Origin of the sequence: Cuniculiplasma divulgatum (genome assembly GCF_900083515.1) — an archaeon.
Classification (GTDB): domain Archaea; phylum Thermoplasmatota; class Thermoplasmata; order Thermoplasmatales; family Thermoplasmataceae; genus Cuniculiplasma; species Cuniculiplasma divulgatum.
Map to the genome: position 1 here is coordinate 303,035 of NZ_LT671858.1, position 26,413 is coordinate 329,447.

Below are 26,413 nucleotides of genomic sequence, written 5' to 3' on the forward strand. Positions count from 1 at the left end.
ATTTTTATACCAAAGAATAATCAGTCTTTTTAGGGTCTAATGAAACAGAGAAACTACAACAAATTTTGCAGGGATTTCTCTGGATATGTCCGCGTCATGAATAAAGGAGGTTGCCTGAAGTGAGAAGATACCTTCTTCTCGAGGATGGCTCGTCCTTTGAGGGGAAGGCATTTGGTTCATGTGAAAACTCAACAGGTGAACTGGTCTTCAATACATCTTTCACAGGATATTATGAAATAATGACTGATCCATCATACGGAGGTCAGATCATAGTTTTCAACTTTCCCTCAATGTTTTACTATGACTATATGAAGGATGTAGCCCAGAGTGATGGGATAAGCGCAAGTGGAATAGTAGTCAAGGATGGAATCATTCCAGGAAACGGTACTTTTAAAATTCTGGATGATCTATTAAAATTGAAACATGTTCCAGGAATATATGGTATTGATACCAGAAAGTTAACCCAAAAAATAAGGGATTCTGGTAATCTTAAGGGGATCATAAGCTCTACAGATAGGATGCCAGATAATTTTTCAGAAATGGATACTGAGGATTTAATAAAAAAATTTTCAACAGGAAAATCGTATAACATTAAGGGCGAAGGTAATAAGAAAATTCTCTTTATTGACATGGGCACAAAGACATCACTCCTAAGGGAAGTTTCACAGCTAGGCGATCTTGAAGTTGTGAATATCTTCAATCTTCCAAAAAACTATGAAGATTATGATGGAATCTTTCTCTCAAACGGTCCCGGCGATCCAGGTAACAAAGTATTCAGTGAACTCAAGGGAGAACTGAAAAATGTGATAGGTAAGGTACCAGTCTTTGGTGTTTGTTTAGGACACCAGATAATTGGTGAGGTTATTGGAGGCAGGATAGAAAAGATGAAATTCGGTCATCATGGTTCAAATCATTCTGTTGGGAATGGACAAAGATCGTTTATTACATCACATAACCATAATTTCAGAATAGCAGAAGATTCACTGTATATTAAAGGAGTGGATATAATGTACAGGGACCTGAATGACGGCACTCCTGAAATGATGGGAATAGAGGACAAAATGCTTCTAAGCGCACAGTTTCATCCCGAAGGCTCGCCTGGACCAAGGGATAGCACCGGATTTTTTAATTTAATGAGGAGTGTAATGGATGGTATCAGAAACTAGTGAAGAGGTTATGAGGGTACTTGTGATTGGTTCAGGTCCTGTGGTTATAGGGCAATCTGCAGAATTTGATTATGCAGGAACTCAGGCATGCAGGATATTAAGGGAAAGAAGCATTTACACAATCCTCCTTAATTCTAATCCAGCAACAATTCAGACTGATAATTACAACGCAGATAGGGTATATATTGAACCCATAAACGTGGAAAATGCAGAACGTATAATTGAAACCGAGGGAGTGACCCACATAATAGGATCAATGGGAGGACAGACAGCTCTGAATCTTGTAATGGAACTTCATAACAGTGGTTATCTTAGGGGAAAAAATGTAAAAATTTTAGGAACGCAGCCAGAATCCATAAGAATAGCAGAAGACAGGGAATTATTCCATTCAGTAATGGAAAAAAATGGCATAACAATACCATGGTCTGTTTCCCTCAAAAGGAGCAACTACAGGGAAGTTGCAACAGAAATTGATTACTTTCCGGTTATTCTCAGAACATCCTTTTCTCTGGGAGGACTTTCAGGAAAAATCATTAATGATAGTTCAGAGCTGATCTCGGTTCTAGATGAAATATTTTCAGATTCAACTCAGAAATCTGTGGAAATAGAGAAATCCCTGTTGGGACTCATTGAAATGGAGTATGAAGTCATCAGAGATCATAGAGGAAATAGCATCATGGTATGCAACATGGAAAATCTTGATCCTATGGGAGTACATACAGGGGAGAGCATAGTCGTTACACCATCCCTTACGATTCCAGATAATATCCATCAGAAAATGAGGAAAACAGCACTGGATATAGCTGAAATAGTCGGTATAGTTGGAGCATGCAATGTTCAGTTTGCAATAGATCTGGAAAGTGAAATTTTCTTCGTTGTTGAAATTAACCCCCGTACATCCAGATCTTCTGCTCTTGCTTCCAAGGCAAGTGGTTATCCTATAGCCAAGGTTGCAACAATGGTAATCTTAGGTGATTCCCTCTTTTCTATTTCTAATCCCATAACTGAAAACACATCCGCTTCCTTTGAACCTTCAATGGATTATGTAATAGTGAAAATTCCCATATGGCCAGTTGGAAAATTCTCTGATTCAGGTACCATCGGAATATCCATGAAATCCACAGGAGAGGCTATGGGCATAGGAAGATCCTTCGAGGAAGCTTTTCTTAAGGCTTTAGTATCGACAGAGCTTGATTTCAGCAAATACTTCTCAAAAGTAGGAAGGGATGAGATATTTAATAATTTAAAGACAGCAAACTGGGAGAGGCTTGGATATATAATATCTGCAATGAATATGGAGATTGATTCTGAAAAGATTGCTGAATTAACAGGCTGGCAAATAAATATAGTCAATAGACTATCTAATATGTTCAAATTTCTTGGAAAGTGTGCAGAAAATATTGAGGAATATCTGCCGGAACTTAAAAGATATGGCTATCCTGATAGAGTAATCTCCTGGAGATCTGGAATAAGCGAGTATGAAATCCTATTAATGAGAAAGAGAGTTTCTCTTTTTCCAAGCTTCAGGATGATCGATTCATCTTCATCTGAATTCAGTTCAAGGACAAAATATCTCTATTCTACATATTATGAGGATGATGAGTGTGGTCCCTGGAAGAAGGATTCTGTACTAATTCTTGGATCAGGTCCAAACAGGATTGGACAGGGGCTTGAATTTGATTACAGTTCCGTAAAAGCAATTCAGGCACTAAAAAAATTTGGTTACAGATCACTGATGATAAATTCTAATCCGGAAACTGTATCCACTGATTTTAACACATCTGACGAACTATATTTTGATCCTATTTCACTCGAATATGTGAGCGGAATAATCGAAAAAAGGAAGCCATATGGAATAATCATCCAGTTCTCAGGTCAGACTGGGCAAAACATGGCATATGAGATTGGAAAAATATACGGTGAAGATATAATTATGGGAACAAAGCCTTCTTCCATAGCCAGAATTGAAAACAGGTCAGTATTCTCAAGGGACCTCGATCAGCTGGGTATAACACAGGCCAGGTGGCATGAGGCATTCAGTATTAATGAAATAGTTGAAAAATCAAGATTGTTACAGAATAGGGTAATTATTAGGGGCAGCTTCATAATAGGAGGCTCTTCAATGTTCGTGAGCCGAACCTCAGCCGATATTGAAATATTCGTAAATAAAATGAAAAACAGTGCTGTTAAATTCCCATTATTAATTTCTGAGCTAATCGAACAGGCCACTGAATATGATATGGATTTCGTAAGCAATAATAATCAGCTTCTGGTTGCAGGAATATTAAAACAAATTGAACCGGCTGGAATTCACTCAGGAGATTCAATGGCAATTTGTGGTCCAGATATACCCAATAAGGAACTTGAAGAAAGGATGAGAGACATTGCTGCAAAATTTCTGAACTTTTACGCCATAACTGGATTTACAAACATTCAGTTCATGGAAAAGGATGGTCAGCTATATGTCATCGAACTCAATGCAAGAGCAAGCAGGACCGTTCCATTTATCAGTAAGTGGTCAGGTGTAAACTGGGTTGAAAATGGGATCGCAATGCTCCTTGGTAAGGACTGTATCATCAAAGAGGAAAATGTTAAGGACTATGCGGTTAAGATACCGGTATTCCCTTTTAATAGATTTCACGATAGTGACTACCTTCTCTCCGCAGAGATGAGATCTACAGGGGAAGCTATGGTAAGGGCACCAACATTTGATTTATTAAAGGAGAAGATCAAATCATTTTTAAGAATTCGTTCTGAGAGATACATATTTTACGGAAAAGATCACATCTTGCTCTTTGATGATAATGGAAAAATGGAAATAAAAGAGGAGGATGCCATTAAAATTATAAATTCATCTGATAACATAAATGTGATTTGCAGTACTGACAGTCATCTAAGGAAAGAAATATCGCATATGGCAGATGTTAAAAAAATACCACTAATAAACAACCAGTATATATGGGAATTCATAGTAAAATAATAATATTATTAATTTTAGAGTGGTGAAGTTGGAAATCTCTTCTTTGTATTCTCTATTTCCTCAACGACTCTCTTCTTGAATGAATCAAATTCCTTTGGAGTTTTGGGGTAGTTCTCGTATATCTTGTTCATTTCATTCATCTTCCTCACCGTATATACAAGATTTGAGAACGCATTCATGTTTTTCATCCCTTTTATTATCATCTTAGCTTTTCCTGCAAGAGAAAGCTCTGGAATCATTCCGACAGTCAGATCACTGGCTTCCTTTTTAGTCAGGAACGTTTTCATACCATAATTCAGAATATCGTTGTTTACTGATTGCAGATAAATCCTGAAAACTTCCATTCCAGCCATTTTCATTCCGTATTTTTCATTAAAGTCAAGATTATACTTCCAGAGACCTGATATGGACACGTCTCCCTTTGATATGGATTGTGCTGCATTTCTTCCTGCAATAACTCCTGCAATAAGTGCTGGTCCAATGCCTCCTGCACTGATTGGATTAGGCATGGTCATGCTATCGCCTGCACCCATATATCCATTGTAAACAAGGCTCTCCATCTGTCTTCTAACTGGAACAGACCATATACCCTTTCCATTATTGTCAGTTTCATCAACACTTAGATTTTTGAAATTTGGAAGCCACTTTACGTAGTTGTCTATGAGGGTCTGCAGATTGTCATTTCTTCCCATTTTCTTGTTTCTTATATCAAGAGCCTTTTTCTGAACACCCAGTCCTATATTCACCTTTCCGTTAGACTTGGGAAAAACCCAGCCATAACCCCCAGGAGCAAGTTCATTGTTGAGATGGATTAATGCATATCTGCTATCATAATAATTTGAGTCCTCTTTCTCAAGCTCAAAATTATAAATATATCTGCCAGTGCTCTCAATATCATCAATATCAACCATTCTATCCACAAAGTTATTTTCAGGTAGTTTTCTCCTCAGAACTGTTGATACACCAAGTGAATCAATAACTATTTTTGATCTGAATTCTACATTCTTTCCATCCTGATCTCTACCTGTTATACCCTTAATAAAACCGTCCTCAACTATGGGTCCAGTAACCTCGAATTTGGACATGTAATCAATCTTTTCGCTTCTTGCAATGGATAGAAGCTTTCTTTCAAAGACTGGCCTGTTAAGTGAAAAACCCTTCCCATCGAAAGGGTAGCGGGAATTAAGATCTGGAGATAGAGCCATAACTCCGTCTACCGGAAGATCTAGTTCAGGACTTGAAAACTTCACTCCAAGGCTCTCCTCTATATAGTCTATATGGGATGCTGCAACCGCATCACCACATGTCCAGCCCCAGTTAGTTTTTCTACCAACATTTTTCTCCTCGTTCCTATCAACAAGCAGAACTGATACTCCTCCTCTTGCGGCCATCGTTGCTGCCAGAGTTCCAGCCAGACCAGCACCAGCCACAATTAAATCATAATCGTTTTTAACCGACATACTAATTCCTTTTAAACTGTATATTTGATAACTTTTAAATATTTTTTAATTCAGGCAGTTACATATATTTTAAAAGGTGAATGACAATGAATTGAGGATGGTTAGAGATTATAATAAAATACATTATTAAAGATCAAAGGTCAGGTAAAATATTGTCAACTTCTTAGCTCATAAAGACACGTTTATCGTGATATATCTGTAAAGAGCGTATCAATGACATTAAAAAAACTCAAACGTTTTCATTCTAAAGGTTAAATTATGTAAAATCAATTGAACGGATTCTCGCCAATAGTGTTCATACCCTCAAAGAATATACTATCTCCCTTCATAGAAAATCTAGGGAATATCATGCCAACACCTGATGAAACAGCTTCAAAAAAAGCCTCTGCAAATATAGGATCCGTTACTATATTCGGGTAAAAGTATTTTGTATTTCTGCGAAAAAGTAGAAAAATAAGGTTTGTGTCCATACCTTCATTTCTCATTTTTGTCAGATTACGAATATGTTTTGCTCCCCTGGATGTTGGCGCGTCCGGAAAAATGACATATTCTCCTAATTGCATGGAACAGCCCTTTACCTCAACATATCCATCCTCTATTCCGAAGTCATATCTCGAATCGCCGTGAGTTACTTCCCTTCGGAAACTCCCATTAATAAATATTTCTGCAATTCTATTGTGAAATCTTGTATCAATTAATATTTCTTCACCATTGTGAATCACGGAGGTAATTGAAAACGATGTCTTTTCTCCCTTAGTCTTCCTTATATTAACTTTAGAGCCTGGAAAGATAAGCTCTTTTAGTCTCCCAGGATCATGAAGGTGAACATTCAAAGTTCTACCTGAAGATTCGACCTCTACTAGAAAACGGTTTTTTCTTTCTATAACAGTTGCTTCCGTAAGCTCAGAGTCAATTTTCATTACTCTGTGTCCATATTCTATTTTTCTAAATTCCACAGTTTAGAATGATATAAATGTTATTTATTATGTCGCTGATATCTTAAGAGAAACCCTTCAGGATCAAGAAGATACCTGATAAGTGCATTTAGGATTTGCCAAATGGAATACTAAATTTAAATTTGAATGTGATATTTTGTTATTTAAAAAGCACATAGAGGGAACCATACATAGGATTTTTAATCCAGTCCTTATTAACTGATTCATGGAAAGTGTCCAGTCGATCATGACTCCAGACCCTGTAATATTTAAACTACCCTCCACAGTCGCACAGGCAGTTTCAGTTTTGATTAAGAATAACATTACGGGAATGCCAGTTGTTAATTCTAACGGAAAATACGTTGGAATAATATCAAGAAGAGACGTTTTCGCAAATCCCGAAGAAACTCAGGCAACCAGAATTACAAGAAGCGAACCATCCATTAGGGAAGACACAGAAATAAGAGAAGCAGCCATATTGATGGTTAAGGAAAAGAGAAGACATGCCGCAATTGTTAACAGCAAAGAAGAAGTAATTGGAATTCTTACACCGCAGGACTTTCTGAAAACGATTGAAAAATCCTATGGAAATATCATAGTTAAGGAGATAATGAAAAGTCTTGCCTTCCCGATATGGGAAAAAACTCCCCTTCCAGTCGTTTATAGATCTATGAGACTTACTGGCATATTCACATATCCAGTAACAGATTCCCACGGGAATTTCAAGGGATTGATCACGGACAGGGACCTTTTCGACAAAATCGATGTAAGTACTGTAAGAGTTGATGACGTTGAAACAATGTCAGAAGACGATCCCTGGTCATGGGATTCTGTTAGAAACGTGGTCTCGTATTTTATAGAACGAAATCACCTGAAGATTCCCGAGGATCCAGCGGAGTCCATAGCTATTAGAAAGCCAGTCGTGGCAAATCTTAACGAAAGACTTGCTCTTGTAGCAAGAAAGATGAGGGATGGCAATTTTAATCAGCTCCCCGTCACATCGAGCGTCAATGGTCTTGAAGGAATATTGACCGATCTTGATATTCTTTCTGTATTCATGAAAGAAAAATAATAATCAAATAGGAGTCAGAGATGGGGTAGAATGAACGGAGTGGACGAACTGGAAGTCATGATTGAATTATCAAAAAGGAGAGGGTTCTTCTGGCCATCATTTTCTATTTATGGCGGCTCTGCTGGATTTAATGATTACGGCCCACTTGGTTCAATACTGAAATCTAGAATATATCAGGAATGGAAAAATGAGTTTACAAGAATAGGTGCAATCGAGATAGACTCACCAAACCTCACACCGGAAGCAGTTCTGAAAGCTTCAGGTCACGTGGATAAGTTTATAGATATGGCCATAACCTGTTCTAAATGTAAAACAAGATACAAGCTTGAAAATATAATAGAGAGTAACGGTGGCTCTAAAATACCTGAGACACTGGAAGAGGCTAAAGCTATTGTAGAAAATGGCAACTTCAAATGCCAGAAATGTGGCACGGTCTTAACAGACCCATACGAATTTCATCTGATGTTTGAAACAAGATCCGGTAATGAAACAATGTATCTAAGACCTGAAACAGCCCAGGGAATATTTGTCAATTTCAAGTTACTTCTAAATTACAACAGGGGAAAACTTCCCATGATAGTAATACAGCAGGGAAAAGGGTTCAGGAATGAAATTTCACCAAGGCAGGGAATAATAAGACAGAAGGAGTTCAACATGGCTGAGGCAGAAGTTTTCCTTGAACCAGACAGTCAGGATAATTTCATCCCCAGAGACGAAAACCAGATTACACTTCATGATATGTATTCTAGGGAGCATAAAATTACACTGCTAAATGCAGTTAAGTCGCATATTATAGGCTCCAATGATCATGCTTTCTTTATGGAAACTGTCTACAGATTAGCCATAAAAATAGGTATTTCCAAAGAACGGCTTAGATTCAGGCAGCACAGGAAGGATGAACTTGCACACTACTCGAAGGAGTGCTGGGATTTAGAGGTTAGGATTAACGATTCCTGGCTCGAGATAGCCGGTATAGCCGATAGGGGGACGTATGATCTTTCCAGGCACATCCGGGAATCAGGTCAAAACCTGTTTTATGAAGGAGAAAAAATAGCAAGGGTACTGGAGCCCTCAATAGGCATGGACAGGATGATAGCGGCAGCAATAATATCAAACATGAAGAAAAGAGAAAATGAATACTCGTACCTTACTTTTCCGTCAGAGATGGCACCATACAGGGTAGCCATCCTTCCATTACAGAAAAAGGATGGATTACTGGAAAAGGCGAAAGAGATATTTGCAAAAATCCAGGAAATTGAGCCATATTCAGTATTTGATGAATCAGGGGCCATAGGAAGAAGATATGCCAGACAGGATGAAATAGGAACACCCTTCTGCATAACAGTAGATTATGACACGCTTGAAAGGGATGTGGTAACCATAAGGGAGAGAAACTCAATGAAACAGATAAGAGAAGTTAAGGTGGATACTATTGTGAACTATCCAGTATTCCTTAAGAATCCTGTTTTGGACGAATTTAAAAAAATGAATTTAAATTAATGAAAATCTAAAATTTCATATCTGTTTTTAGAATTGGTTCCCACTCATCAATTTCTCTATACTTCGTGAATGTTGATGTAATCTGTTTTTTCATTCTAAATTTTTTCCAAACGAAAGGATCATGTAAATTCTGAAAATGAGGACATATTAACAAATATATTAATAATTAATTAATTATGCACCTTCAAGTGACTGTCAACTGCAAAATATCCATAGTGATTCCAACAATGAATGAAGGAAGAACAATTGGTAAGGTCATAGATGATCTCCAGTATCTTAATCCTTTTGAGATCATAGTTGTGGACACAAACTCTACGGATAAAACCAGAGAGATTGCCTCAAAAAAGGGTGCAAAAGTCCTGGAAGAACCACGTAGAGGATATGGTAGAGCTTATAAAACAGGCATCAGGGAAGCAAATGGGGAAATTATTGTTTGCCTCGATGGCGATGGAACTTATCCGGCAGAGGCAATTGGCCCCCTAATAGAGCTATTATTCATTGATAAGGTTGACTTCATCTCATGTGACAGGATGACACTGAGAACAACGTACACTTACACCACATTACACCTTATAGGAAATAAGATTCTTAACAAAACTCTGGCAATTCTATATGGTTTCAGATTATACGATTCTCAAAGTGGTATGTGGATTTTTCGGAAAGATTTATATGCTAAAATGAAAAATCTCAGTGATGGAATGTCATATTCACAGGATATAAAAATTGAGGCTATGCGAAATGGCAGATTGATTGAAGTGCCAATTGTTTACGGTGTAAGAATAACGAAACCGAAGCTTAATACATGGGAGGATGGTTTTCACAATCTCTTTGAACTTTTCATTAAATACGTGAATAAGTAATAGATAAGGTGATCTTAGGCGTCGTTGAGAACTATATATAACAATCACTTGAAGATTGCATTCCTTAAGATATTTTTATCAAACGATAACCTTTAAGCAAAAAGGTTTGATTTAGCTCTAAAAGTGCAGATATGAGAACATATTGAGATTTTTCCAAACTTTAAAATATAAAGTTTGTCTATATCTATTCATGGAAAATAACCAGACAAAGGTTGGCGTCATATGCAATGAAGATATACACTTCAACAACCCTATTGTTATAGGAGGCTTCATCGGACAGACTACATTGGGTGTAACAACAACAAGTTATATCATAGAACAGTTTGGTTTGCACGAAGTTGCAAAGTTGAAATCTCACCAAATAGCTCCGGTTACAGTATTTGTTGGTGGAAAGATGAGAAGCCCTTTCAGAATATATTCCAACGATAAGGGAACGTTAATGGTTATCCAGTGTGAGGTTCCAGTAGATATTGAGGGTCTATACGAAATTACAGAAACATTAATGGAGTGGATCAAGCCATTCAACCCCAAAGAATTTGTAATCATAGACGGTGTTCCAGTAGAAGATCTTCCTGAGGAGAGACAGGCTTATCTGGTAGCCGGTCTAGATAGAATTGAAAGTCTGAAGAGTAGTGGAATAACCATTGCAGAAGCCGCTTTAATCGGTGGAATGGGTGGTGCCATCCTTAATGAGAGCATCCTCACAGGACAGAATGCAATTGCTCTTTTAACAAATGTATCGGTTGCAATTCCCGATCACGACGCCGTACTATCTGTTATTAAGGCTTTGAACATTATTTACAAGTTAGGAATAAAAACAACTGTGCTTGAGGAAAGTGTGAAAAAGATACATGAGGAAATATCAAAGGTAGCCAGTGAATATAAAACTGCAACAGCTGATCAGGATTCTTTAACAGGCCCAGACTCAATATACAGGTGAAAATTTAAAAATGATAAAAGTTGCTATTAACGGGTATGGAACCATTGGTAGGAGAGTGGCAGATGCAGTCAGGGCTCAGAAAGATATGTCTGTGGCCGGTATAGTGAAAAGGAAGCCAGATTATGTGGCAAGGGAGGCATCAAGAAATTATCGTATATTCTCAAGTGATAAAGAATCATTGAAAGCCTTCTCACAATCAAGCATAGAAGCCGAAGGTACGATGGAGGAACTTCTGGATGATGTGGATATTGTTGTTGACGCAACTCCAGAGGGACAGGGAGAGAAAAATATACAGGTATACAAAACAGCAAGAAAAAAGGCCATATTTCAGGGAGGAGAATCAGCTGCACTTGTAGAAGCAAGCTTTAATGCCTATGGTAATTTTGTGGATTCATGGGGTAAGGATTACGTAAGGGTTGTTTCATGCAACACAACTGCAATGGCAAGGACAGTATCAGCATGCATGGAAAAGTTCGGAGTAAGAAAGGTAGAAGCAACTATAATAAGAAGGGCAACCGATCCAAATGATAGTAAGAAAGGGCCCATTAATGCAATTGAGCCGTCTCTGGGTTTTCCATCACACCACGGTCCAGATTTGAAGACAGTCCTGAAAATAGGAGAAGCCAATACAGTAGCAATAAAGGTACCAACAACACTCATGCATGTGCATGTGGTAAATCTAACCCTAGAAAAAAGTATTACACAGGACGATACTCTGGATCTGTTTAAGGAATATGGAAGAATAATAACGGTATCAGGGAAAGAAGGACTCATATCAACTGCCCAGTTGATGGATCTTGGGAAGGAAATGGGCAGAAAGAGGGGGGACTTATTCGAAATACCTGTTTGGAAGGAATCTATATTTGCGAACAATGATAATTTAAGATATATACAGGCAGTACATCAGGAGAGTGATGTAGTTCCAGAAAACGTTGATGCTATTAGATCAATGCTTCAGGAAAAGGATAAGGAAACATCCATAGAGGAAACAGATAGGGCAATGGAAATCAGGGGGAAAAATTAATGGAAAAAAATGAAAAGATGAAAAAAGAAGAAGATGTAAAGGACGAAGGCAAGAAACTGACAATAGAGGACATTCCAGGTGTAGGTGAAGCTACAGCAGAAAAACTCAGGGAAAATGGCCTTGATGATATAATGGCCATTGCGACTGCCTCACCCAAGGATGTTTCTGAGCTTACTGGAATTGGAGAAGGGTCAGTTGCAAAGATTATTTCAGCAGCAAGAAAAATCGCTGATATAGGAAACTTTGAAACAGGAGAAGAGATATTCCAGAAAAGAAAGGATGTTTTAAGACTAACAACTGGGAGCAACAACCTGGATTCACTGCTTGGGGGAGGCCTTGAAACTCAGTCAATTACAGAATTCTTTGGGGAATTTGGTTCAGGTAAGACTCAAATTATGCATCAGCTTGCTGTAAACTGCACCATGCCTGAGGAAAAAGGTGGATTCAATTCAGATGTCCTGATCATAGACACTGAAAATACATTCAGACCAGAAAGAATCATACAGATGTCCAAATACAGAGAACTAGACTCTGACGAGGTACTGAGAAGAATTCACGTTGCCAGGGCATATAATTCACATCATCAGATACTGCTTGGTGAAAAAGCCAGCGAAATGGCGAAGGAATACAACGCTAAGCTCCTGATCGTTGATTCACTAACATCACATTTTCGTTCAGAATATATGGGAAGGGGATCACTGTCAGAAAGGCAACAATTGCTCAACAGGCATATGCATGACCTGCTAAGATTTGGAACCCTCCAGAATGCAGTCATAGCGGTCACAAATCAGGTAGCCGCAAGACCGGATGTATTCTTTGGCGATCCAACAGCACCGATCGGCGGAAATATAGTAGGGCATACAGCAACATTCAGAATATACCTTAGAAAGGGAAAGGCCGGGAAGAGAATTGCAAGATTAATAGACTCCCCCTATCTGCCGGAGGGAGAAGCTGTTATTCAGGTATCAGAAGATGGTATAATAGATGGAACATAGGAGGGAAATGAACATGTGGGATTTGATAAACAATGCCTTCGGTAAATACCCTTCTCAGATGAAGATAATAAAATATCTGATGAACTACGGGTTTTCTGTGAATGAGAAATTTGATGGTGAGTACTCTCTATACAGTGGTAAGGTAGAGGTGAGACCCAGCTCTCTTGCAGAGGCGATCGACGTGGATAAAAGGGTTGTAATACAGGTCATAAAGAAAATAAGAGAGGATCCAAAGTTGTTTGAATTCTTTAAAAAACTTAGACCAATAGCGGATATGAGCAGTGCTAGTTCTAAGCTTCTGGATCTTGGGATAGTAGAAATAAGGGCGGAAGACCCCTCAAAGCCAGGAATAATAAGTTCCGTAATTAATCTAATTTCCAGCAGAGGTATTGGAATTAGGCAGGTAATGGTAAGCGATCCCATAATCAGTGATGAACCAGTTGCAAGAATAGTAACAGAAACCCCTATAACAACAGACCTCCTGAGTGAAATCAAGAAAATTAAGGGAATGGATTCCGTTGTAATGTTATGAGAGAGGTGATAATACGGCACTAATTGGAAAGAAAGGGCAAAAGGAACAGGATATGGACGATACTATAGAGTATCTCGATCTTCAGGACTACAGATTTGACACTTCTCAGGAAGGTGGAAGCCTGAAGTCTATAAAGGTGGTTGATGTAGAAAGAGCTGATCATGTATCAAGAGCAGCAAAACTTGCCTACCAGAAAAATATTGTAATCATTGATATAAGTAACGCAAATAAGGATCCAAATAACACAAATCAGATTGACGTATCCATAAGGAAGCTTGTAAAAGATATCAATGGTGATTTTGGAAAACTTGGCGAGTTCTATTACATAATAACGCCATCGGATGTATTCCTTGATAAGAAAAAGGTAAGGGACGATTACATCTAAGTCTTGAATTGGAAAGAGCGTTTTTTATCAATAGATAAAACCTTACTTCAATCTGCTTCCTTTAGTAACAAAATATTTTAGAAAATGAAGAAAAATTCACTTCTTCAGAAAATCACTGGCGATTCTCCAAGCCAATAAAAATTGCGAGTTTCCTTAACAGGAATATTATGATCTGCATTATCAATGCAACAGAGGAAAATACGAAAGCTATGTAAGACATTGATCCTTCCCACTGAATCGCCGACCCAAAAGCTGTGAGGTCAGCAGGCGTGATCGATGCTAATATATCCAGATACAGCAGGTAAAACAACACTACGGCCAAAACATTAATTAAAAGACCTAAATACACCTTGTTTAACTTAAATCTTGCCATGAACTCTACTTAATGAAAATGTACATCTTATATTTTTCCATTAGCCATGTAAAACAACGTAATAACCAAGTATTTAGAATTACATTCGGTAGTATTGCAATAAAATGATTATCATATGGGGGATGATGATTTATTTCTGAATTCTAAAAAAACTGGATGCATAATATACAAGAAAATAATCTGGCAAATTCAAATAAAAAATATTGCAACTCTGATCATTAATTTCTAATCAAGCAATCAAAAAAAATTAAAAAATAAATAGGGTTAATTCTTTAGATATATAAACGTTCATAATCTAAGGAAATGATTTATATAGGATGATAAACATACGCACGATAATGAATAAAAAGAAGTTTGTCATAGCGATGGTCTTCTCGTTGCTCATGCTGGGTTCGGCTTTTGCCATATCCGCATTGGCATCTGGTGGATCACAGCCTGTTTTGACCGGTAACCAAAGTGGACCAGTTCTTAATAGTGAACCGAGCACTGCTACAAGCAATACTCCTTGGAGCATGCCAACAACTACAATGCAAGAACCAAGTTACACTAATGGGACATTCAAAATGGGTATAGATTGTAATGTGAATTCGTTGAATCCATTCCAGGAGACAACATATTGTGATGCTTATGTAGTGGAAGAACTTTATGATGGTTTATTTAACACCTTACCAAATGGCCAAGTTGTTCCATGGCTAGCATCTAACTATTCTGTAGCACACGTAACAGCAAACAACCAAACGTACGATTTATTGACTAACAAAACTGAAAATTACTCATATGTATATACAATACACCTAAGACCATATGTTCAGTGGACTGACTGGACTCCAGCAAATGCCTCACAAACGTATACATTCTCAAACGTACTTCATTACTACTTTAATGGAAACATGACAACTCACGTTTTTAAATCCTATAAAAACACAACAATGAAGAAATACTACCTGCAGTCAGGTGACGTAGTTCAATCCTTTAGAATGCAACAATCCTGTGGTGACTGGCCAAATGTTGTGAGTGTTGTACCAAACGGAAACCTAAGCGTTAAGGTGTACGTTTCAAAGCCAACTCTACTGTTATTCACAGCGGACTTTGAGAATAATGTACTACCATATCACATATGGATAAAACACGACTTCACATCTGTTGACGGTCTTTATAACTACACACCAGGAATATCCTCAGGAAATGGATGGTATGACTGGAATATGGGATGGAACACAGCCACTGGAAGATCACCAGGATCAGTTGGAACTGGGCCATTCATGGTACAGAACAGCTACGGCATGCCAGAAGGAGCCATAATACCAAGCCATGTCGAAACTATGTATGTCAACCCACACTACTTTGTACAGTATGCAAACAAGTCAAGTGGACTTAGACAGTACACTCCAAAGATATATGAAATAAATGAACCATTCTTTAGCTCAGAGTCCTCAATGATAGCTGCATATCAAAAAGGTCAAATTGACACAACTTCCCTGGCTCCAACTCCAAACTTCCTGCCACAGATCCAATCCACGCCTGGCTCGTACATATATCATAAAACATCAAGTCAATATGGTTATCTAAGGTTAAATACAAGAGTAGCGCCTATGAACGTAACTGCATTCAGACAAGCACTCAACTATGCCACGCCGACAGCATACATAGCAAGCGCAATTAGCGATGGTTATGCAGTTCTCTCATCTGACCCAGTAAACCCTGGGAACACATTGTATTACAACTCATCTGCACCTCAGTACACGCTAAATATGGCAAAAGCTAAAAGCCTCATAAAAAGCATACCTGGTATGGTCAACGTATCTGGAACTCTTGAATATTACGGAAAACCAGTTTCATTAACCATACAAACAACCGTTGGTTCTGTTGCGCCAGACAACATAGAAGGGATCGATGCCACAGAAAAATACTGGAACGAACTTGGTATAACAGTAAACTTAAAGGAAGAAGCATTTACAACACTCATATCAAACATTGACGGAACAATATCCTCTAACAGCAACCTATACCAAATAGGTGATCTAGGAATCAGTACTCCCATAGGAGATCCAGCTCTTGATTGTCGTGATTCGCTTAACCCCAAATATGGTATACCAACTGACAGCTATGTAGGTCCATTTTCTAGTATGGTATTTAACGGAAAGACACTGAATGGCACACAGGTGCAGGATCTGTTTAACAACATAACAGCAAAAATGGTCAACTCAAACTCACTTTCAAGTAATGTACACGAAGCTAAACAACTTCAGAGTTTGATGATACAACAGGCAACAATGGTTAACCTTGGTTACTTCGTCGATCTCATACCAGAACAAACAAACACATTCACTAACTATTCGCATACAAACCCTGATGCAGTATACATATACTGGTACTGGCAGTTCTTCTCATTAGAAAAGACAAAAGCAACAGCAGTAAAATACCCATATCACCTCACAGTCAGTGCTGCCTTAAGCTCTAGTACTACTCAGTACGATAATGAGACATCTACAATCACGTTTACTGTAACAAATGGGACCGCGCCAGTATCTGGTGCTACTGTTCTGGTTGGAATATCAGCTACATACGGAGGTATATTCAACATAACTTCAACAACACTAACCACAAATTCCAACGGAGTGGCGCAATTTAAATATGAAGTAAAAGATTTGAATACTCTCCTTGAAACCACAAATAGTACTGGAGCTGTGGTTCATGTTAGTTCAGAGGATGTAAACATAACTGGTATAGCAGAACTTAAAGGTTCGACATCAGTTGGACCTGGAAACGCTACAGTTGAGCTAACATTGATGCCTAATAAACCAGTAAGTACAGCGAATTACACAACAGACTACATCGTAGCTGGTGTAGTGGTTGCTGTTGTTGTGGTAGCTGGAGCAGCTTTTGTGGTAATGAGAAAACCAAAAATAAAATCTTAATTTTTAAAATAAATTTTTAAATACCTTTTTTTTTATACAGTCTCAAATGGGGGAAATAAATGAATATTTATCTATTAACTAGAAAAATCATACAGGCATTTGCTCTTGTAGTTATAATGACTCTTATAATATTTGTAGTCTTCAGACTTATGCCAGGAAACCCAGGTTTACTACTTCTAAAATCAGCAAATAAGACTGGGACACCTCTATCTACGAAGCAGAAGGATGCAATATTAAGTACTCTTGGTTTACAGGATGGCAAGTTTTCACTTGTGGATTTCGAAACTTATCTTTATCAAATGTTTACATTTCATTGGGGAAAGGATTTTAATTCGCCCGGTCAATATGTATATAACGAAATTGCAAATGCCCTGCCCTACACATTAGTTCTTATAGTCTCATCGGCTCTTCTATCCTTTGCAATTGGGATACCTCTGGGAATAGTAGTATCAAAAATGAGAGGGGGAAAAAAAGAGGGAGTGTTGTTGACAACTAGCTTGATATTAAATTCAATTCCATATTTCATTCTGGGGGTCATATTGTTTCTTTATCTGGCAGTTTATTCGAGCGTACTACCTCTGAAATCAAGTGTTCCACTTACATACATCACACACCCATCGCTTAGCACTTTTCCGATATTGTTGTATCATATCGCTCTCCCATTTAGTACATTATTGATCATAGAATCAATGGGCCATATGATTACCATGAGGGCGGCGATGGTATCGACACTTGGAGAAGATCATATAACAACTGCAAGGGCGAAAGGAGTTCCTGAAAAATCCATATTAAGAAAACATGCTGCTAGAATAGCTGTTATACCAGTTACGACAAGGTTGGCCTTACAGTTATCATTTTTAATTAGTGGGTCCTTAATCGTTGCTATTATTTTTAACTGGCCAGGCATGGGTCCATTACTTTATCATGCAGTTTTGAATGAAGATTACCCTCTCAGCGAAGCCTCCACTTTCATCATCTCTCTTTTAACCATAGTAGCATACTCACTGATTGACTATATACACGCATGGCTCGATCCAAGAATTAAAGTATGATAATTATGTTTAGGTGAACTAATATGGAAAAAACTGATGAAAAGAGGAGGAGGAAATATGAACCCTCTGTATACTGGAGAAGACTTTATAGGCAGTTCAAGGTCTTCTACAAAAGTACTTACGGTAAGGTAGGATTCTATATATTGCTGGCGTTTGCAGTAATAACCTTGGTAACGCCATTCGTAGTTGAGCACCCTAACTATACATACATCGCACCTGAAGTCGATACTCACGTTGCAAGTGAAATAGTGCAGACTCACCTCACAAACATATCAAAAGGGAACTCTGGAGTGGAGTTATATTCCCCCATGTCAACCACTCTTCAGAATGAGGGAACGTCAGCTATTTACCTTGGGACTTCAAATGGGGATATTTATTGCTATGGATTAGGGGCAACAAAAGACTCTAAATTAGGAAACTATAACTTAATTTATAACAGTCATTTGAAGGGAAAGGAAAAAATGCTCCAACCAACTATGTTTTCGCTCATAAACTGCGCTGAGGAAATTACTGGGTATGCGGGTCCCGGGTTATTTCAGAGGTTTGTCGCACTTCCAATTGCCAATGGGTCAAATGGAAATGTGGTTATAGGAACAATAGCATTTCAAACTGCGGGACTAAACAAGCCAAGTTTCACTGAGATGACTTCATTTACGTATAACGGAACAATTGTTGGAAATATAACATCTGATTCGATAGCATTTACTGGTACAGTATCTACAAGTATCCCATCTTGTAATTATGCCAACGACAGTCTTAACCCCAGTGGTCAGGTGTACTTGTTATCTAAAAATGCAACTGGGGATTATCTTTACAGGTATCAGATTTCACCGGGAGCAATTTTGGGAATAGAAAAATTAAGCATGAAAAACCCCGAAGGAATAAGCTTTTACGGGTCATCATTTTCCGCGAGTAGATTTGATAAAAATGCCCTAATACTAATTTGGAACAATACTTCCATAAATGCTTATTCTGCATCAAATGGAGGTTTAGTATGGAGTAAAGTAGTTGGAAATACATACAATGCAAGAGTTGGGCCTGTAATTCCAAAATTCTATCAGGTGAGTTATGCAGCAAACAACTCTGCATATTACCTCGTCGGAAGTTCTGTAGATAGTATAAATCTTCTCACTGGTTTGAATCAAACAGTAAGGAACACTGGTGTAGATCTTGTAGGTTTATCTACAACACCTGGACATTCAGGCTTGCCCAGTGATATCATTGCAACTTCAAGTCTAAATGCTTATGTATTGACCTATAACAGCACGGGATCTGTTAAAACCAAGGTTGTAGCTTTACCTGTAAATTCTGGTATATTCTCAAAAACAGCAACCTACGATAGCGTCGCTGATTCCCTTATACTCGTCTCTAGTAAAGGATCTATCCTGTCATTCAATTTAAACTTCGGAACAAAGTATCCATTCTCATGGAGTGCCGGTTTATCTCCAGTACCTACCAGCACCTCAGTAGTTCAGTATTTCAAGGATGCAACAACTGGAGTTGGGGCAATCGCAGTTACTGCTAGTAATGATTATATCTACCTGTATAGTTCAACCGCTAAGGAATGCACACCGATACCTCCAATGGCAAAATTACCTTCCGGATCAAATCTAATACTCGGGAGCACACAGTACGGTAATGATGTGTGGGCCAGATTCATGGAAAGTTTCGGAAACGATTGGATTTTCGGAATTTCAATTGGTTTCTTTACCATAATAATATCTCTAGCTGTCGCTATGTATGTTGGATATAAAGGAGGTTTCGGAGGAGAGGCCGTTGAAACATTATCACTTGCTCTGTTTCTAGTACCTAGCCTTGCCTTGCTAATTGCCTTATCTTCGGTTATCAACAGTGCAAACTTTATCACATTAATTCTTATAGTCAGTCTTACAGGTTGGCCATTTGCGGCATTCACACTCATAGGTGTGGTAAGAGGGGTTTCAGCAAGGTCATTCGTGGAGGCATCAAAACTCTTCGGTTCAAAGGGAGGCTCCATCATGAGGAGACATATAATGCCAAATATAGGACCGTTATTGCTCTATCTACTTGCATTGTCCATAGGAGGAGGAATTGGTGCAGTATCTGGTCTTGAGTTTCTGGGTCTTGCTCCATTAACTACTGCAACATGGGGAGGAATGCTAAATGCAGCATATACGGACTACTTTGTGGTTATAACACAACCACAGTGGATATTGCCACCAGCCATAGCACTCACGATGTTCATATTCTCACTCATATTTGTGTCAAGGGGAATGGACGAGGTAGTAAATCCAAGACTAAGGAGGAGGTAAAATGTTAGAAGAAGAAATTACGAATTCTAAAACACTTATAAAGATAGACAATTTGTCAGTTCATTTCCGAACGTTTGAAGGAAGAGTACAGGCCCTTGATGGAATCAACTTGGATCTCAATGAGGGAGAAATTCTCGGAATAATAGGGGAAAGTGGTTCTGGCAAATCTACTACAGCGCTATCTCTTCTTGGTCTGCTACCAGATAACGCTGAAATCACAGGTTCAGTGGTCTATCTAGATAAGGATATCATAAATTCCAACGACACGGTATCAGATAAAAAGATGAGGATAAAAGCTAGAAGAATGCTGGATCAGCGTCTTGCGGAAATAAGATGGAAAGAAATATCAATGATATTCCAGGGGGCTATGAATGCCTTTAATCCAGTTCATACCATAAGGAACCAGATCAAGGAGGTATTCGAAATCCACAACACATTTTCAGATATTTCCAATTTGACCGATGAAGACTTCATAGATGAAGGAAATCTAAGAGCAAGAGCTAATGAAATGGCTTTAGAAGATATAAAAGATAAGGAAAGTGCCGAATTTAAAATCATAGAAAATAAAATTTATGAAGAGATGGTAGAAAAGCTGAAAAATGATCTTAAAACCATGCCTGTAAAGGACAAGAAAAGACTTCTTGAGAATAACAGGATGGAGAGCAGTTGTAGGAAGGCTGGTTTCAACCCAAAGTTCCTTGATGCTTATCCACATGAATTGAGCGGTGGGATGAAGCAGAGGGGAATTATCGCAATGGCACTTGCTCTTAATCCAAAGGTAGTAATTGCTGATGAACCAACAACTGGTCTAGATGTTATCACTCAGGCAAAGATCATAAAAGAGCTAAAAGGACTGAAAGACAGTAAAATCATTAGGTCCATGATAGTTATTTCACATGACGTAGGTGTTGTTTCGCAACTGGCCAATTATGTTGCTGTTATGTACGCCGGGAGGGTAATGGAGTATGGGGAACCCAAGGATATATTCGTGAACCCAAGAAATCCATATACATACGCACTAATGCACAGTTACCCATCAATTGATGCAACGAAACAGAGAATACATGGTATTCCCGGTTCAGTTCCAGATCTAATTGATCCCCCAAAGGGATGTTATTTCGCAAGCAGATGTTTCATGGCGGAAGACATCTGTCACAAGGAAAAACCACCTCTAAAAAGCCTGAGCAATGACCATAAATCTTTATGTCATTTTGATCAGATAGATGAGAAAAGGTACCTGAGTGCGCAGAGATACGCTGATGAACTGTTGCCCGATCCTAATGCTGGTAACCAGCCTGTATTACTCGAGGCAAAGGATCTGAGTAAGTATTTTTCGGTTCATTCAAACCTAACAACAAATCTGTTTGGAGGTGCCAACAAACCAGTGGTACACGCTGTTGACATGGTAAATCTACTTATACGGAAAAGGGTAATTATAGGAGTTGTAGGTGAAAGTGGATCTGGAAAGACAACTCTTGGTAAGCTACTTGTAAACGCTATCGATCCAACCAGTGGTAAACTCATATTCAAGTTCGACCAGGTTCCAAGCGGAGCTGAGCTGGAAAATGAAGAAATGCCAATGGATATTGATCCTCAAGATGAGCAAGCTCAGGAAGAATTAAAGAAGCTAAAGGAAAGAAGAAATGATATAGCCTTGATGAGCAAGAACAGTCAGAGATATAGCATATACAGGAAGGAAAGTCAGTTAATCTTTCAGGATCCATATGATTCCATAAACCCTAAAATGTCAATCTTTGATATTGTAGCTGAGCCTCTTGTAATTCAGAAAAAAGATTTAATTAAAAGAAGGCAGCGGGATGTAAATGACGGAAATGGTACGTCTGAAAATGAGTTTGATCTTGAAAAAGAGGTTCTAAGTGCTCTAGATATCGCTAACCTAAGACCACCGGAGAATTATGTGGAGAGATACCCTCACGAACTTTCAGGTGGAGAGAGGCAGAGGGTTTCTATCGCCCGATCAATAACACTTAATCCATCATTCCTCGTGGCTGATGAACCTATTTCAATGCTTGATGTTTCCATAAGAGCAAACATAATGAATCTTTTACTGGATTTGAAGGATAAGAGGGATATATCTGTTCTTTACATCTCTCACGATATTGCATCTGCCAGATATGTTTCTGATTTCATAGTTGTTATGTACCTTGGACAAATTGTGGAATTTGGAAAATCCGAAGAGACTATCAGAGATCCGCTTCACCCATATACCAAAGCACTAATTTCAGCAGTGCCAAGTCTGAATCCAGATTGGGTGAATAAGGGACTTGACATAGTGGGAGAAATTGGAAGTGCGATTAATCCACCGAAGGGATGCAGGTTCTACGGAAGATGTGTATACCATAAGGATATATGCAAAGCAGAAGACCCACCACTGCAACAAACTGGATACAGATATTATAGCTGCCATTTTGCACAGGATGAACTGACAAGAGAGGAAGTAATGGAAGAAGTAGAGAGTGGAGAGGAAGGAGAATACATGACGGAGTAGTAAATGGAGATCCCATCACCAGAGGAGGAGATTAGAAGGAAAGAGAAGATACGAACAAGGTTTAAACTAACTGTTCCTCCAATGGTTCTTCTTTTTATTCTATTTCTATCCGGGATTGTGCTTCTTATTGCTGGTGCTTTATCCATAGCCAACGTATTTCCACTTATCCTCGTAATGGTGGGATTTGTAATTATTTTCTTTGGTGCATTTTATGATTTTGGTGCAAATAGATATGTTAATAATATGTTTCAGTCAAAAGCTTCATTGAGAGAAAAAGACGTAGTGCAGATTAACAGAGAGCAGCTAATAATGACAGTGATATTTGTCGGTGTTGGTGGATTATATATATTGCTTGGCGTAGCATTATTTTACGTTATTGCTTTTTTTTAAATTAGGATACATTTGATCTGATATAATAAAAATAAATTACTACAAACAGAAGTTAAAAATATGCACTACTGATCTCCATGAATATGGGTAAAAAACTACTTGTCATAATTGTTGTGTTATCATTTATAATTGTAGGATCAATGTCATATGTTTCTAATTCCCTGAATATTCTCAATCCATCCACAGGGGTATTCAGAAGTGCAGATGGAACGAACTTTACCTCTTGTAATTTTATTGTACCAGGACTGGAAAATGAAGTTAACATTACAATTGATAATTCGGGAATGGCACATATAACAGCCAAAAATAATCATGATCTATTCTATGCACAGGGATATTACTCAGCGTGTCAGAGATTGTTTCAGATGGAACTTCAGGCAACTGTGGCAGCAGGTAATCTCAGCAATTTTGTGGGTAAATCTGGATTACAGTCCGATTACACAATGAGACTTATAGGGCTCTCAAGAGATGCGTACAATCTTGAGAGAGACCTAAAGGCAAACTATACGGGCTATTTCAATTATATCAAATGGTATACTGAGGGTGTTGATGCGTACATAAATAACACTAACTCAGTTTCTACTCATCTTGGATTTCATCTCCTGGGGATAAAGCCATTCAGGTGGACAGTCTTCGACAGCCTTGTCTGGCAGGAGTATATGTCATGGTCTCTTGCGACAGGATCTACCAATGTTCTGCAGTCTGATCTCTTTGTTAATTCTTTGGGATTTGCAAATTACAGTGAAATATGGCCATATTATCCATACTATACGGAAAACATAACAATGATTCCAGGAAGTGGAACGGTAAATGGTTTTAGTCTATCTGAACAGGGTATCAGTCCTTCTTATTTGTGGAAACAGGATTTTTTCCAGGAATGGGCAACAGGAATATCAACCAACCTTTTAAGTAATCTTTCAAAGCTAATCAAAGATTCCTGCGATAATATTTCCGATCCATATAATCTACCAGGCTCACATCTTACGGGTTCACCAATAGGAAGTAACAGCTGGGTGATCACATCCTCGCATTCATCAGATAGCGATCCTATGATGGCCAACGATCCACATCTTCCACTTCTTGCTCCTTCACTATGGATAGAGTTCCAGCTAAAGGACCCCGGATTTAATATAACAGGTTGGGGACTTGCAGGATTACCTGGTATACTAATAGGGCACACAAAAAATACTTCATTTGGACTAACGACACCAGAGGGAAATTCAGCCAATGATTATGTGGAATTCCTTAAGGGAGACTCATATCTTTACAATGGAACCTATATACCCATGAAGAGCTGCAGTTACACACAGGCTGGAATTGATTATAAAATATATATGACAAATAATGGGCCACTAATAGGACGAATAGGCAACATAGGAATAAGCATGAACTGGGATGCAAGTTCACCAAGCACTGATCTTATAGCGGAGATTCTACTGGATCAGGCTTCAAATTACTCCCAGATGTTGAATGCACTGAAGTACTGGGGGCCAGCACCACCTCAGAATTTTGCTCTTGTTTCACTGCATCATGCAGGGTATATTACCGCCGGAGGGTATCCTCTTATAAGGGAGACCCTACCTGACGGTAAAACGTTGAAAGTTGTAGGTTCAGTATCTCTTCTAAATGGTTCAAACCCTCAGTATAGAGAAAATGGATATGTTCCTTTTAATTATCTTCCGCAGGCTGTTAACCCTTCCAGGGGATACATGTTTGCCCCAAATCAGCCCACTGTAGGTAAGAATTATCCATTTCCTTTCATTGGTTCATACTGGTCTACAGGAGGAAGGGCTGAAACAATAGATCATTATCTTCAAAATCATTCCAAAATGGATATTTCCAACATGATGGCTCTTCAGTCTAATGTGACAGATTACTGGGCATCACAGTTTAATCCAATCATTCTAAAAGCAATTTCTGGAATGAAATCAATGAATAGTTCAGAGGAAGAAGCTTACAGTTTACTTTTGAGCTGGAATTATTCTTTTTATGAGCCAATGAAAAATCCAACAGTCTACCAGTATGTAACTGCTGCATTCTACAATATCACCTATGATAAGGTCCTGAAGGAAAAAGGTATTTACAATTACACACCCTGTGTCTATATTAACACAGCTATATTCATGGCGAGAAATGACCCCACATCATCCTGGTTCAACGGAAACTTTACTCTGACTATGCAGAAAGCATTCGTAATGGCGATCGCTTTCATGGATTCAAAGCTCGGTGGGGAAAATAACTGGGACTGGGGCAACATACATAAGCTGGAAATCGCAAGTCTTACGGGAATCAGCTCTCTAGGCATAGGACCCATGCCGATCTGGGGTGGGAGACACACAGTTAGTGTAGGTAGCATACCAAGACTGCTTGAATATCCACTGCCATGTGTTTCTATAGGTTCATCGTTGAGAACTATCGCAAGACCAGGTTCCGGAACCTTCTACGGTGTATTTCCAGGAGGTCCAAGTGAAAATATTCTGAGCCACTGGTTCGATAACCAGCTTCCAAAATGGTTAAATCATCAATATTACCCTATGCAGGGATTACCAGTGGAGGTGAGAATAACATATGAACCTTAAATATTCTGTATTGGCCATAGCAATTTCAGCAATTCTTTCGATCCTTTTAGCATTTTTCCTGAAGGATGCATTTTATGTGGTAATTTCAGCAGTTCCACTGGCTATTTTAAAAAAGAAATGGGCAGCCATATACGGTTTCCTCATAGGTTTTCTGTCCTTCATGTCTGTCTACCTGCTTTATCCCTTTTCAAGCTCTGTCAGGATATCCACGGTGGTAGGCTCAGTTACTTCAATTCCCTCAGTTCTTGTTTTAATTCTTTATCCTCTGCTTGGTGGCATAATATGTGGATTCTCCGCGCTCCTATTTTCCTCTTTATATGAATTATCTGGAAAAAAAGATATTAAAAAACTTGCAAAGGTAAAAAACATATAAGTACGTACAACATTGTTTTACCAATCATTTTAAAACGTAATTTCTAAATTTCTAATTCTTTTCAACTACTTTTCTTCAA

20 protein-coding genes are annotated in these 26,413 nt (G+C 38.4%); 17 read left to right on the plus strand and 3 right to left on the minus strand.

Features of this window, described 5'->3' with window-relative positions:
* Window positions 1–119: 119 nt before the first annotated feature.
* Both carA and carB read left to right on the plus strand, forming a co-directional pair.
* The gene (gene carA, locus CSP5_RS01525) at window positions 120–1,166 is read left to right on the plus strand and encodes a glutamine-hydrolyzing carbamoyl-phosphate synthase small subunit (RefSeq protein WP_021789206.1); all 1,047 of its coding nucleotides are present in this window, start codon (window positions 120–122) and stop codon (window positions 1,164–1,166) included.
* Window positions 1,150–4,146, plus strand: coding sequence for a carbamoyl-phosphate synthase (glutamine-hydrolyzing) large subunit (gene carB / locus CSP5_RS01530; protein WP_148689526.1), 2,997 nt, complete (start codon window positions 1,150–1,152; stop codon window positions 4,144–4,146). Before carA ends, carB begins: the two co-directional genes overlap by 17 nt.
* A 14-nt stretch (window positions 4,147–4,160) precedes the next feature.
* Here carB and CSP5_RS01535 read toward each other — a convergent pair whose 3' ends face one another.
* Both CSP5_RS01535 and sfsA read right to left on the minus strand, forming a co-directional pair.
* Window positions 4,161–5,606: an NAD(P)/FAD-dependent oxidoreductase gene (locus tag CSP5_RS01535; protein WP_148689527.1), complete on the minus strand. Its 1,446-nt coding sequence runs from the start codon at window positions 5,604–5,606 to the stop codon at window positions 4,161–4,163.
* A 266-nt stretch (window positions 5,607–5,872) separates the two neighbouring features.
* Entirely contained in the window at window positions 5,873–6,562 is a 690-nt protein-coding gene (sfsA, locus tag CSP5_RS01540) for a DNA/RNA nuclease SfsA (RefSeq protein WP_148689528.1), read from the minus strand.
* A 205-nt stretch (window positions 6,563–6,767) separates the two neighbouring features.
* Here sfsA and CSP5_RS01545 point away from each other — a divergent pair, with 205 nt between their 5' ends.
* From CSP5_RS01545 to sepF, 8 genes are all read left to right on the plus strand, one after another.
* A complete protein-coding gene (locus tag CSP5_RS01545) occupies window positions 6,768–7,613 on the plus strand; it encodes a CBS domain-containing protein (RefSeq protein ID WP_148689529.1) in 846 nt (281 codons plus the stop codon).
* Between the two features lie 30 nt (window positions 7,614–7,643).
* Window positions 7,644–9,113, plus strand: coding sequence for a glycine--tRNA ligase (locus CSP5_RS01550; RefSeq protein WP_148689530.1), 1,470 nt, complete (start codon window positions 7,644–7,646; stop codon window positions 9,111–9,113).
* A 188-nt stretch (window positions 9,114–9,301) separates the two neighbouring features.
* Complete coding sequence (locus CSP5_RS01555; protein WP_241810767.1) at window positions 9,302–9,973, plus strand: glycosyltransferase family 2 protein; 672 nt, start codon at window positions 9,302–9,304, stop codon at window positions 9,971–9,973.
* A gap of 190 nt (window positions 9,974–10,163) precedes the next feature.
* The gene (locus CSP5_RS01560; RefSeq protein ID WP_077075876.1) at window positions 10,164–10,913 is read left to right on the plus strand and encodes a proteasome assembly chaperone family protein; all 750 of its coding nucleotides are present in this window, start codon (window positions 10,164–10,166) and stop codon (window positions 10,911–10,913) included.
* A gap of 10 nt (window positions 10,914–10,923) precedes the next feature.
* Window positions 10,924–11,937, plus strand: coding sequence for a type II glyceraldehyde-3-phosphate dehydrogenase (locus CSP5_RS01565; RefSeq protein WP_077075877.1), 1,014 nt, complete (start codon window positions 10,924–10,926; stop codon window positions 11,935–11,937).
* A complete protein-coding gene (radA, locus tag CSP5_RS01570) occupies window positions 11,937–12,932 on the plus strand; it encodes a DNA repair and recombination protein RadA (protein ID WP_021789197.1) in 996 nt (331 codons plus the stop codon). Before CSP5_RS01565 ends, radA begins: the two co-directional genes overlap by 1 nt.
* Window positions 12,922–13,464: a hypothetical protein gene (locus CSP5_RS01575; protein WP_021789196.1), complete on the plus strand. Its 543-nt coding sequence runs from the start codon at window positions 12,922–12,924 to the stop codon at window positions 13,462–13,464. The genes radA and CSP5_RS01575 overlap by 11 nt, the downstream gene beginning before the upstream one ends.
* 52 nt (window positions 13,465–13,516) lie before the next feature.
* A complete protein-coding gene (gene sepF / locus CSP5_RS01580) occupies window positions 13,517–13,849 on the plus strand; it encodes a cell division protein SepF (RefSeq protein WP_077075878.1) in 333 nt (110 codons plus the stop codon).
* A gap of 112 nt (window positions 13,850–13,961) precedes the next feature.
* Here the strand turns inward: sepF and CSP5_RS01585 are convergent, their stop codons facing one another.
* A complete protein-coding gene (locus CSP5_RS01585; RefSeq protein ID WP_021789194.1) occupies window positions 13,962–14,222 on the minus strand; it encodes a hypothetical protein in 261 nt (86 codons plus the stop codon).
* Window positions 14,223–14,560: 338 nt separating this feature from the next.
* Between CSP5_RS01585 and CSP5_RS01590 the strand changes: the two genes are divergently transcribed.
* From CSP5_RS01590 to CSP5_RS01620, 7 genes are all read left to right on the plus strand, one after another.
* Window positions 14,561–17,140 (plus strand): ABC transporter substrate-binding protein, encoded by a 2,580-nt coding sequence (locus CSP5_RS01590; protein WP_172399372.1) that lies wholly within the window; start codon window positions 14,561–14,563, stop codon window positions 17,138–17,140.
* A gap of 59 nt (window positions 17,141–17,199) precedes the next feature.
* Window positions 17,200–18,192 carry an ABC transporter permease gene (locus CSP5_RS01595; protein ID WP_021789192.1) on the plus strand — a complete coding sequence of 331 codons (993 nt, stop codon included), beginning with the start codon at window positions 17,200–17,202 and terminating at the stop codon, window positions 18,190–18,192.
* A 23-nt stretch (window positions 18,193–18,215) separates the two neighbouring features.
* Window positions 18,216–20,483, plus strand: a complete 2,268-nt coding sequence (locus CSP5_RS01600; RefSeq protein ID WP_021789191.1) for an ABC transporter permease — start codon at window positions 18,216–18,218, stop codon at window positions 20,481–20,483.
* A gap of 1 nt (window position 20,484) precedes the next feature.
* Complete coding sequence (locus tag CSP5_RS01605) at window positions 20,485–22,992, plus strand: dipeptide ABC transporter ATP-binding protein (protein ID WP_148689532.1); 2,508 nt, start codon at window positions 20,485–20,487, stop codon at window positions 22,990–22,992.
* 3 nt (window positions 22,993–22,995) lie between these two features.
* A complete protein-coding gene (locus CSP5_RS01610; RefSeq protein ID WP_148689533.1) occupies window positions 22,996–23,382 on the plus strand; it encodes a DUF3040 domain-containing protein in 387 nt (128 codons plus the stop codon).
* Between the two features lie 83 nt (window positions 23,383–23,465).
* Window positions 23,466–25,961, plus strand: coding sequence for a penicillin acylase family protein (locus tag CSP5_RS01615; protein WP_172399373.1), 2,496 nt, complete (start codon window positions 23,466–23,468; stop codon window positions 25,959–25,961).
* Window positions 25,951–26,334: a hypothetical protein gene (locus tag CSP5_RS01620; RefSeq protein WP_148689535.1), complete on the plus strand. Its 384-nt coding sequence runs from the start codon at window positions 25,951–25,953 to the stop codon at window positions 26,332–26,334. Before CSP5_RS01615 ends, CSP5_RS01620 begins: the two co-directional genes overlap by 11 nt.
* Window positions 26,335–26,413: the final 79 nt, after the last annotated feature.

Excerpts from the sequence above, each read along its gene's own strand:
- CSP5_RS01620 (WP_148689535.1), top strand. The coding sequence starts at position 25,951 with ATGAACCTTAAATATTCTGTATTGGCCATAGCAATTTCAGCAATTCTT.
- CSP5_RS01550 (WP_148689530.1), top strand. The coding sequence starts at position 7,644 with ATGAACGGAGTGGACGAACTGGAAGTCATGATTGAATTATCAAAAAGG.
- CSP5_RS01610 (WP_148689533.1), top strand. The coding sequence starts at position 22,996 with ATGGAGATCCCATCACCAGAGGAGGAGATTAGAAGGAAAGAGAAGATA.
- CSP5_RS01565 (WP_077075877.1), top strand. The coding sequence starts at position 10,924 with ATGATAAAAGTTGCTATTAACGGGTATGGAACCATTGGTAGGAGAGTG.
- CSP5_RS01615 (WP_172399373.1), top strand. The coding sequence starts at position 23,466 with ATGGGTAAAAAACTACTTGTCATAATTGTTGTGTTATCATTTATAATT.
- CSP5_RS01585 (WP_021789194.1), bottom strand. The coding sequence starts at position 14,222 with ATGGCAAGATTTAAGTTAAACAAGGTGTATTTAGGTCTTTTAATTAAT.
- CSP5_RS01545 (WP_148689529.1), top strand. The coding sequence starts at position 6,768 with ATGGAAAGTGTCCAGTCGATCATGACTCCAGACCCTGTAATATTTAAA.
- CSP5_RS01590 (WP_172399372.1), top strand. The coding sequence starts at position 14,561 with ATGAATAAAAAGAAGTTTGTCATAGCGATGGTCTTCTCGTTGCTCATG.
- CSP5_RS01575 (WP_021789196.1), top strand. The coding sequence starts at position 12,922 with ATGGAACATAGGAGGGAAATGAACATGTGGGATTTGATAAACAATGCC.
- CSP5_RS01600 (WP_021789191.1), top strand. The coding sequence starts at position 18,216 with ATGGAAAAAACTGATGAAAAGAGGAGGAGGAAATATGAACCCTCTGTA.
- CSP5_RS01595 (WP_021789192.1), top strand. The coding sequence starts at position 17,200 with ATGAATATTTATCTATTAACTAGAAAAATCATACAGGCATTTGCTCTT.
- carB (WP_148689526.1), top strand. The coding sequence starts at position 1,150 with ATGGTATCAGAAACTAGTGAAGAGGTTATGAGGGTACTTGTGATTGGT.
- sepF (WP_077075878.1), top strand. The coding sequence starts at position 13,517 with ATGGACGATACTATAGAGTATCTCGATCTTCAGGACTACAGATTTGAC.
- radA (WP_021789197.1), top strand. The coding sequence starts at position 11,937 with ATGGAAAAAAATGAAAAGATGAAAAAAGAAGAAGATGTAAAGGACGAA.
- CSP5_RS01535 (WP_148689527.1), bottom strand. The coding sequence starts at position 5,606 with ATGTCGGTTAAAAACGATTATGATTTAATTGTGGCTGGTGCTGGTCTG.
- CSP5_RS01605 (WP_148689532.1), top strand. The coding sequence starts at position 20,485 with ATGTTAGAAGAAGAAATTACGAATTCTAAAACACTTATAAAGATAGAC.
- CSP5_RS01560 (WP_077075876.1), top strand. The coding sequence starts at position 10,164 with ATGGAAAATAACCAGACAAAGGTTGGCGTCATATGCAATGAAGATATA.